Here is a 9,103-nt window from a genome sequence, read left to right on the forward strand (position 1 = left end):
GCTCCTGTGAGAGCGGAGGGCGCGGGCCTTTTCCGTGGGGCGGCTTGCTTCGGAGGTCAGGGCAGGAGGCTCTCCACGTCACTGGGGAGCAGGCCGCTCGGGAGTTCGCTGGGCAGACCGCTCGGCAGCTTCGAGGGCAGCCCACTGGGCAGCTCGCTCGGCAGGGAACTGGGGAGGGAGCTCGGCAACTCGCTGGGCAGGCTGGGCAGTTCGCTCGGGAGGCCGCGCGAGGGCGACGACGTGGCGGACGCGCTGTCCGCCGGGGACGGTTTTCCGTCACCCGCGCCGTCGCCTCCGTCGTCGCGCGTCATCACGAAGGCCACGGCGGCGCCGATCACGAGCAGCGCGGCGACGACGGCGAGGACCAGGAAGCGGCGGCCGCCGCCGTCCTGCCGGGGTGACGGCGTGGCGGGCGGGCTGCCGAAGCCTCCGCCGCCGGGCGGGGGCGCGTCGCTCGGCGGCGGGGGCGGCTGCGGTGGCATCGGAGGTGTGGCCATGCCTCCAGGGTGTCCGGCAAAGGGGCCGGCGCGCGACCCCTCCTCTTCGTCCGGTGTCAGCCGCGCACGCCGAGCAGGTGGTCCATGGCGAGCTGGTCGAGCCGCTCGAAGGCCATGCCGCGCTCGGCGGCCGCGGTCACGTCGAACTCCTCGAACGCGCCCTTGTCGGCGAGCAGTTCGGCGAGTCCGTCCTCGGCGGTGGGGCGGGCGAGCTCGTCGAGGCGCGACGCGCGCAGCGCCGCCTGAACCTCGGGGTCGGCGCGGAAGGCGGCCGCGCGCTCCTTGAGGATCAGGTAGTTGCGCATGCAGCCGGCGGCCGAGGCCCACACCCCGTCGAGGTCCTCGGTGCGCGGCGGCTTGAAGTCGAAGTGGCGCGGGCCTTCGTAGCCCGCGGTCTCCAGCAGGTCGACGAGCCAGAACGCGGAACGCAGGTCGCCGGCACCGAAGCGCAGGTCCTGGTCGTACTTGATGCCGGACTGGCCGTTGAGGTCGATGTGGAAGAGCTTGCCCGCCCACAGGGCCTGGGCGATGCCGTGGGGGAAGTTGAGCCCGGCCATCTGCTCGTGGCCGACCTCGGGGTTGACGCCGTACAGCTCGGGGCGTTCCAGGCGCTCGATGAAGGCGAGGGCGTGGCCGACGGTGGGCAGGAGGATGTCGCCACGCGGCTCGTTGGGCTTGGGCTCGATCGCGAAGCGCAGGTCGTAGCCCTGCTCGGTGACGTACTGGCCGAGCAGGTCGAAGGCCTCCTTCATGCGGTCGAGCGCGTCGCGGACGTCCTTCGCGCCGCCGGACTCGGCGCCTTCGCGGCCGCCCCACGCGACGTAGGTGTGCGCGCCCAGTTCGGCGGCGAGGTCGATGTTGCGGATGACCTTGCGCAGGGCGTAGCGGCGTACGTCGCGGTCGTTGGCGGTGAAGCCGCCGTCCTTGAAGACGGGGTGGGTGAACAGGTTCGTGGTCGCCATCGGCACGACCAGGCCGGTCGCGTCGAGCGCCTGCCGGAACCGCTTGACGTGCGACTCGCGCTCGGTCTCGGAGGCGCCGAACGGGATGAGGTCGTCGTCGTGGAAGGTCACGCCGTAGGCGCCGAGCTCGGCGAGCCGGCGCACGGAGTCGACGGGGTCGAGCGCGGGGCGCGTCGCGTCGCCGAACGGGTCGCGGCCCTGCCAGCCGACGGTCCACAGGCCGAAGCTGAACTTGTCCTCGGGGGTGGGCTGGTACGTCATCGTGCGGCTCCCTCAGCTTCACGCGGGCGGCGGGTCCGTGCTGTCACCGACTGCCGTCCGCCCATTTCGTCATCGCACTTTACAAATTAGTATGCGGGCACGTCTCTGGGAAGAGCCGCCCCGGGACCGACCGAGTCAGGAGAGCCGTATGCCAGCTGCCGAGGGCCCCCTCGTCGTCGGGGTCGACAGTTCGACACAGTCCACGAAGGCCCTGGTGGTCGACGTCGCCACGGGGGCGGTGGTGGCGAGCGGGCAGGCGCCGCACACGGTGACATCGGGCGCGGGGCGCGAGAGCGATCCCGAGGAGTGGTACGGGGCGCTGCGGGCGGCGCTCGCGCAGTGCGGGGACGCGGCGCGGCGGGCGGCGGCGATCTCGGTGGGCGGGCAGCAGCACGGGCTCGTGACGCTCGACGCACGGGGGCGGCCGGTGCGTCCGGCCCTGCTGTGGAACGACGTGCGCTCCGCGCCCCAGGCACGGCGGCTGGTCGCGGAGCTGGGCGGCCCCGAGGAGTGGGCGGAGCGGTTCGGGAGCGTGCCGGGGGCCTCGTTCACCGTGGCGAAGTGGGCGTGGCTGGCGGAGCACGAGCCGGATGCCGTGCGGGCCACGGCGGCGGTCCGCCTCCCCCACGACTATCTGACCGGTCGCCTTGCCGGTGGTCCGGGCACGACGGATCGCGGTGACGCGTCCGGTACGGGGTGGTGGGCGTCGCGCACGGAGTCGTACGACGAGGAGGTGCTGGGCCGGGTCGGGCTGGATCCCGCGCTGCTGCCCCGCGTGGTGGCGCCCGGCGACGCCGCGGGCGCCGTCCCCGGGAACGATCCTGAACTCCCCCTGCCCGAGGGCGTGCTGGTGGCCGCCGGGACCGGGGACAACGCGGCTGCCGCGCTCGGGCTCGGCCTGCTGCCCGGCACACCGGTGCTCAGCCTCGGCACGTCCGGGACGGTGTACGCGGTGTCGCGGCACCGGCCCGCGGATCCGAACGGAGTCGTCGCCGGGTTCGCGGACGCGCGCGGCGACTGGCTGCCGCTGGCCTGCACCCTGAACTGCACGCTCGCCGTGGACCGGATCGCCGCGCTGCTGGGCCTGGACCGGGAGGCGGTCGAACCGGGCGGCACCGCGACGCTCCTGCCCTACCTGGACGGCGAGCGCACGCCTGATCTGCCGAACGCGTCGGGGCTGCTCACCGGGCTGCGGCACGACACGACGGGCGGGCAGGTGCTGCAGGCCGCGTACGACGGGGCGGTGCACGCGCTGCTCGGGGCGCTCGACCACGTCCTGGACGCCGAAGCCGACCCCACGGAGCCGCTCCTTCTGATCGGCGGCGGCGCACGCGGCTCCGCCTGGCAGCAGACGGTCCGGCGCCTGTCCGGGCGCGCGGTGCGGGTGCCGCGGGCGCGGGAGCTGGTGGCACTGGGCGCGGCGGCACAGGCGGCGGGCCTGCTGACGGGCGAGGATCCGGGGGCGGTGGCCCGGCGCTGGGGGACGACCGAGGGGCCCGTACTGGAGGCGGTGGAGCGGGACGAGGCAGCGCTGGAGCGGATCTCGGGGGTGCGGGAGGGGGCGGGGCGGTTGCTGGAGGGGGCTTGAGCTTGAAGTGTGTCGGAGCTGCGGGCGCGGGGCGGTTGCAGGTAGAGAGCTCGCGATGCGCCGGCGGCTGCGGGCGCGGCACGACTGCACGAAGAGGTCTCCAGATGCACCGGCGGCTGCGAGCCCGGGGCGACTGCACGACGCGGGCTCCAGATGCACCGGCGGCTGCGAGCCCGGGGCGACTGCAGTGAGGGCCCATCGCATCAGGGAAATGCCGCCCGAAGGGCGTGCAATTCAGGGGCGCGGGGAACTGCGCGACCAGCCACACCGACGGGAAGGCCGCCACGGAACGGCACCCGGCACACGAAACGGCGAGCCCCACCACCCGAGGGCCCGCCCCGACGCCACCTGGAGCGACTGGGATCATGAGGACATGACCGCACCATTGCACCGGCCCCGCCCCGGAACCCCCGACACCCAGCAGGGCATGCGCCGGCGCAACCTCTCCCGCGTGCTCCACGCGGTCGCCGCCGAGGGCCCCCTGTCCCGCGCGGCGGTCGCGCAGCACATCGGGCTGACCCGGGCCGCCGTGTCCACGCTCGTCGACGAGCTGATCCGGGCCGGGCTCCTGGAGGAGCTGGGGCCGCAGCGCCCCGGCGGGGTGGGCCGGCCCGGTTCCGCACTGATGGTCAGCGACCGCGGCCCGGCCGGGTTCGGCGCCGAGGTGGGAGTCGACCACCTCGCGGTGTGCGCGGTCGACCTGCGCGGCACGGTGCGGGCCCGCGCCGAGCGCCGGGTGAGCAACCGGGGGCGCGCTCCCGAACCGGTGCTGCGCGACCTCGCCGCGCTGATCAACGAGGTGAACGGGGAGGCGGCCGCCGAGGGACTGCGGCCCGCCGGGCTCGCGGTGGCCGTGCCGGGCCTCGTCGCGCGCGGCTCGCACACGGTCGTCCGCGCCCCGAACCTGGACTGGCACGACACGGACCTCGGCGCCCTGCTCCCCGCGCATCTGCCCTGGGGCGAGGACGTGCCGCTGACCGTCGACAACGAGGCCAACTTCGGTGCCCTCGCCGAGCTCTGGCTCACCGCCGACCGCCCCGCCGACTTCCTGCACGTCTCCGCGGAGATCGGAATCGGCGCCGCTCTCGTCGTGGAAGGTGAACTGCTGCGCGGGGCACGGGGGTTCGCGGGCGAACTGGGCCATGTACCGGTGCGCCCGGAGGGGCCCGCGTGCCCGTGCGGGTCGCGCGGCTGCCTGGAGCAGTACGCGGGCGAGGAAGCGGTGCTGCGCGCGGCGGGCCTGGCGCCGGGCGCGGACCGGACGGCGCTGCTGGCCGAACGGGCGGACGCGGGCGACGCGGCCACCCGCCGGGCCCTGCGCGGCGCCGGTTCGGCCCTCGGTATCGCGCTGACGGGCGCGGTGAATCTCCTCGACCCCCGCGCGGTGGTCCTCGGCGGCGCCCTCTCCCGCCTGGCTCCCTGGCTTCTCCCGTCCCTGGAGCGGGAGTTGACGCGCCGGGCGACGACCCCGGCCGACGGAGTCCTGATCTCCCAGCTGGGCTCGGAGGGCCCGCTGCTCGGGGCGGCCCACTCGGCGAGGCGGGCCGTGCTGGACGACCCGATGGGTTCCGTACGGGCCTGACGCGGGCCCGGCATCCGGCTGCGGTGCGCGGCCGGCCAAGGTCAGGGTGAACGTCATGGTCAAGGTCAACAGTCCCCCGCCAGAGCCCCGCACCGCCAATGGTCCCCACCTCTGACGTGCGAAGTTCCCTCGATCGGACCCCGTCGCGCCCTCTTCCGCCCCAACCTCCGGGCCCCGTAACGTAATTGACGCGCAGGCACCTTCGGCGCACCCCGGCTCACCTGTCCGACGCGCGACACCGACCGCCGTACGTGCCCAAGATCCGCAACGACAGGCCGCGCGCACGGGAGACTCACCGCGGGCCGCACCCCCGCATGCCCGCCCCTCCACCCGTCCACCCGTCCACCCGTCCACCCACCGTCCGAGACCGTGACGCCCCACGCCGCTGTCCCGGGCACTGAACGTCGAACGTCGGCGCCCTTCTCCCCCACCGACCGAGCCCGCCCGGGCCCGTCCGAGAGGCAGGATCGTCATGGACCGAGCTGAATCCGTCAGCGGCCGACCCGAGCCCGCGCACCCCTCCCGCCTGGCCCGCCGGCGCCTCCTCCAGGCGGGCGCGCTCGCCGCGGTCCCGGGGCTGTGGCTGCCGGCCGGCCGCGCCGTCGCCGTCCAGGCGGTGGACTACCCGCCGGCCGAGTCCGTCCCGGCCAGCACCTCCAACTACACGAAGTCCAGCCGCCCTTCGACCTACAAGATCGACCGTGTGATCATCCACGTCACGCAGGAGACCTACGCCGACACCCTGGCCATCTTCCAGAACCCGGCGAAGCAGGTCAGCGCGCACTATGTGGTCCGGTCGGCCGACGGTCACGTCGCGCAGTGCGTGCGCGAGAAGGACGTCGCGTGGCACGCGGGGAACTGGACCTACAACACGCGCAGCATCGGCATCGAGCACGAGGGCTGGGTGGACCGGCCCGAGTACTTCACGGACGCGATGTACGAGGGCTCCGCCGCGCTGACGGCGTCGATCTGCGCCCGCTACGGCATCCCGCGGGACCGGGAGCACATCCTCGGCCACGTCGAGGTGCCGGGCACGGACCACACGGACCCGGGTCCGTACTGGGACTGGACCCGCTACATCCGGATGGTCAACTTCGCCTGATACCCCCGATCCGGCCGCATTTTCCGCGAGGGCTCCCTTTTCCGTGTCCGCCGCCTTGTCGCCCCGCGCGCCCGGGGCGACGATGGCCCCACGCCGCGTGTGCCAGGAGCCAGTGTCCGGGAGGCCGAATTGACCGATCCGTGGGTCGCACTCGAGCCGGGCACCGATCCGTCCGAACGGGTGCGGGCGCTGCGGCGCGCGCACGAGCGGTTCACGGCGGCGGGCACGGTGGTCCGGCCCGTGCGTCCGGTGGTGGCCGCGTCCTGGCGCCGTTCGGCGGGCGCCCGGGTCAGCCCGGACGCCTCGGCGTCGGTGGAGCTGGCCGACGGCGATCTCGGGGCCTATCGCGCGGAGCATCCGCTGGCCCGGGTGATGCCGCTGTTCCGCGAGCTGATGGGCACGTTCGCGTCGGACGGGGAACATCTCCTGGCGGTGTGCGACGCGCAGGGGCGGCTGCTGTGGGTGGAGGGGCACGCGGCGACCCGGCGGCAGGCGGGCCGGATGAACTTCGTGCCGGGCGCCCGCTGGTCGGAGTCGGCGATGGGGACGAACGCGCCGGGCACCGCGGTCGCGGTGGACCGGCCGGTGCAGGTGTTCGCCGCCGAGCACTTCATCCGCGAGGTCCAGCCGTGGACGTGCGCGGCGGCACCCGTGCACGACCCGCATTCGGGGCGGCTGCTCGGCGCCGTCGACATCACCGGCGGCGACGGACTCGCGCATCCCCACAGCCTGGCGTTCGTCCAGGCGGTGGCACGCGCCGCCGAGTCCCAGCTGGCCCTGCTCGCCCCGCCGCCCGCCGAGGAGACGGGCCTGCGGCTGAGCGTCCTCGGCCGCGACGAGGCCCTCCTGCTGACCCCGGCCGGCCACAAGATCCGCCTCGGCCGCCGCCACAGCGAGCTCCTCGTCCTCCTCTCCCGCCACCCCGAGGGCCTGACCGGCGACGAACTGCTGTGCTGTCTCTACGAGGACGAGTCGGTGACCCCGGTGACGCTGCGGGCCGAACTCGCCCGCCTGCGCCGGGTGGTGGGGCCGGGTGTGCTGGAGTCCCGCCCGTACCGGCTGGCCGTCCCGGTCGAGTCGGACCTCGCCGTGGTGGAGCGCCGTCTCGGTTCCGGCGCGGTGACGGCCGCCGCGTCCGCGTACACGGGCCCGCTGCTCCCGCAGTCGCAGGCGCCCGCCGTGGCCCGGATCCGCCGCCGTCTGTCCGACGGGCTGCGGGCGGCGCTGATCGCGCGCGGCGACCCGGACCTGCTCGCCGACTGGGCACACGCTCCGTGGGGCGAGGACGACCTCGACGTGTGGCGCGCCCTCGCGGCCGCCCGGCCCGCGCCCGCGGTCCTGTCCCGCCTCGCCGCGCTCGACGCCGAGCAGGGCGCGGGCTCGTACGCAACGTAGCTGCAACGTCCGCGTCCCTAGCGTCCGGTGCGGAAGCTGCCCAACGGCGGGCAGCAGCGCGCACAGGAGGCCTCCCCCGATGACCCGTTACGCAGCGCCCGGCACGCAGGGCTCCGTCGTCTCGTACCAGGCCCGCTACGACCACTGGATCGGCGGCGCGTACGTCCCGCCCGCCCGCGGCCAGTACTTCGAGAACCCGAGCCCGGTCAACGGGCAGCCGTTCACCGAGGTGGCCCGGGGCACGGCCGAGGACGTGGAGCGCGCGCTCGACGCGGCGCACGCGGCGGCGCCTGCCTGGGGCCGCACCGCGCCCGGGGCCCGCGGCGACATCCTCCTCAAGATCGCCGACCGGATGGAACAGAACCTCGAACTGCTCGCCGTCGCCGAGAGCTGGGAGAACGGCAAGCCGGTCCGCGAGACCCTCGCGGCCGACATCCCGCTCGCCATCGACCACTTCCGCTACTTCGCGGGCGCGGTCCGCGCGCAGGAGGGCTCGCTCTCCGAGATCGACGACGACACCGTCGCGTACCACTTCCACGAACCGCTGGGCGTGGTCGCGCAGATCATCCCGTGGAACTTCCCGATCCTGATGGCGACCTGGAAGCTCGCGCCCGCACTGGCGGCCGGCAACGCGGTGGTCATCAAGCCGGCCGAGCAGACCCCGGCCTCGATCCACGTCTGGATGTCCCTGATCGCGGACCTGCTGCCGCCGGGCGTGGTCAACATCGTGAACGGTTTCGGCGTGGAGGCGGGCAAGCCGCTGGCGTCGAGCCCGCGCGTCGCGAAGGTCGCGTTCACGGGCGAGACCACGACGGGCCGGCTGATCATGCAGTACGCCTCGGAGAACATCAAGCCGGTCACGCTGGAGCTGGGCGGCAAGTCGCCGAACATCTTCTTCGACGACGTCTGGGCGCGGGACGACGACTTCCGCGACAAGGCGCTCGAAGGCTTCACCATGTTCGCCCTGAACCAGGGCGAGGTCTGCACCTGCCCCTCGCGGGCGCTGGTCCAGGAGGGCCACTACAGCGAGTTCATCGACGCGGCGATCGCCCGCACCGAGGCCATCACGCCCGGCCACCCCCTGGACACCGACACGATGATCGGCGCCCAGGCCTCCAACGACCAGCTCCAGAAGATCCTCTCCTACCTGGACATCGGCCAGCAGGAGGGCGCGAAGGTCCTGACGGGCGGTCAGCGCATCGAGTACGACGGCGAGCTGGCGGGCGGCTACTACGTCCAGCCCACCATCTTCCAGGGCAACAACCGCATGCGCGTCTTCCAGGAGGAGATCTTCGGCCCGGTCGTCTCGGTGGCCTCGTTCGCCGACTTCGACGACGCCATCAAGATCGCGAACGACACGCTGTACGGCCTGGGCGCGGGCGTGTGGACCCGCGACATGAACACGGCGTACCGCGCGGGCCGCGCCATCCAGGCCGGCCGCGTCTGGACGAACTGCTACCACGCGTACCCGGCGCACGCGGCGTTCGGCGGCTACAAGCAGTCCGGGATCGGCCGCGAGACGCACAAGATGATGCTGGACCACTACCAGCAGACGAAGAACCTTCTGGTTTCCTACAGCCCGAAGAGGCTCGGGTTCTTCTAGAGCGTTCCACAGGTGAAAGCCGGGGGGGGGGGGTGGGGCGGTGGGGGCCGCGCGCCCCCGCAGCCCCGGGCGGGCGGGGGGGCGAGTCGGGGGGCGGGCGGGGGGGGCGCGGG

7 protein-coding genes are annotated in these 9,103 nt (G+C 74.1%); 5 read left to right on the forward strand and 2 right to left on the reverse strand.

Annotated elements, in window-relative coordinates; translation table 11 throughout:
• Nucleotides 1–56 precede the first annotated feature (56 nt).
• Both ACFW9D_RS03100 and xylA read right to left on the reverse strand, forming a co-directional pair.
• A complete protein-coding gene (locus ACFW9D_RS03100; RefSeq protein WP_384617086.1) occupies nucleotides 57–497 on the reverse strand; it encodes a hypothetical protein in 441 nt (146 codons plus the stop codon).
• Nucleotides 498–553: 56 nt separating this feature from the next.
• Nucleotides 554–1,720, reverse strand: a complete 1,167-nt coding sequence (gene xylA / locus ACFW9D_RS03105) for a xylose isomerase (protein WP_384617089.1) — start codon at nucleotides 1,718–1,720, stop codon at nucleotides 554–556.
• 148 nt (nucleotides 1,721–1,868) lie between these two features.
• On the opposite strand from xylA, the gene xylB reads away from it, so the two are divergent.
• From xylB to ACFW9D_RS03130, 5 genes are all read left to right on the forward strand, one after another.
• Nucleotides 1,869–3,308 (forward strand): xylulokinase, encoded by a 1,440-nt coding sequence (gene xylB, locus ACFW9D_RS03110; RefSeq protein WP_384617092.1) that lies wholly within the window; start codon nucleotides 1,869–1,871, stop codon nucleotides 3,306–3,308.
• 373 nt (nucleotides 3,309–3,681) lie between these two features.
• Entirely contained in the window at nucleotides 3,682–4,890 is a 1,209-nt protein-coding gene (locus tag ACFW9D_RS03115; RefSeq protein ID WP_384617095.1) for an ROK family protein, read from the forward strand.
• Nucleotides 4,891–5,362: 472 nt separating this feature from the next.
• Nucleotides 5,363–5,992 (forward strand): N-acetylmuramoyl-L-alanine amidase, encoded by a 630-nt coding sequence (locus ACFW9D_RS03120; protein WP_384617098.1) that lies wholly within the window; start codon nucleotides 5,363–5,365, stop codon nucleotides 5,990–5,992.
• Between the two features lie 129 nt (nucleotides 5,993–6,121).
• Complete coding sequence (locus tag ACFW9D_RS03125) at nucleotides 6,122–7,387, forward strand: GAF domain-containing protein (protein ID WP_384617101.1); 1,266 nt, start codon at nucleotides 6,122–6,124, stop codon at nucleotides 7,385–7,387.
• A 79-nt stretch (nucleotides 7,388–7,466) separates the two neighbouring features.
• Nucleotides 7,467–8,990, forward strand: coding sequence for an aldehyde dehydrogenase family protein (locus tag ACFW9D_RS03130; RefSeq protein ID WP_188335301.1), 1,524 nt, complete (start codon nucleotides 7,467–7,469; stop codon nucleotides 8,988–8,990).
• Nucleotides 8,991–9,103: the final 113 nt, after the last annotated feature.

Source organism: Streptomyces sp. NPDC059524 (assembly GCF_042749255.1).
Lineage (GTDB): Bacteria > Actinomycetota > Actinomycetes > Streptomycetales > Streptomycetaceae > Streptomyces > Streptomyces xanthii.

What these genes read in the sequence shown, in the direction of transcription:
- ACFW9D_RS03130 (WP_188335301.1), top strand. Translation starts at nt 7,467, where the DNA reads ATGACCCGTTACGCAGCGCCCGGCACGCAGGGCTCCGTCGTCTCGTAC.
- xylA (WP_384617089.1), bottom strand. Translation starts at nt 1,720, where the DNA reads ATGACGTACCAGCCCACCCCCGAGGACAAGTTCAGCTTCGGCCTGTGG.
- ACFW9D_RS03120 (WP_384617098.1), top strand. Translation starts at nt 5,363, where the DNA reads ATGGACCGAGCTGAATCCGTCAGCGGCCGACCCGAGCCCGCGCACCCC.
- ACFW9D_RS03115 (WP_384617095.1), top strand. Translation starts at nt 3,682, where the DNA reads ATGACCGCACCATTGCACCGGCCCCGCCCCGGAACCCCCGACACCCAG.
- ACFW9D_RS03100 (WP_384617086.1), bottom strand. Translation starts at nt 497, where the DNA reads ATGGCCACACCTCCGATGCCACCGCAGCCGCCCCCGCCGCCGAGCGAC.
- xylB (WP_384617092.1), top strand. Translation starts at nt 1,869, where the DNA reads ATGCCAGCTGCCGAGGGCCCCCTCGTCGTCGGGGTCGACAGTTCGACA.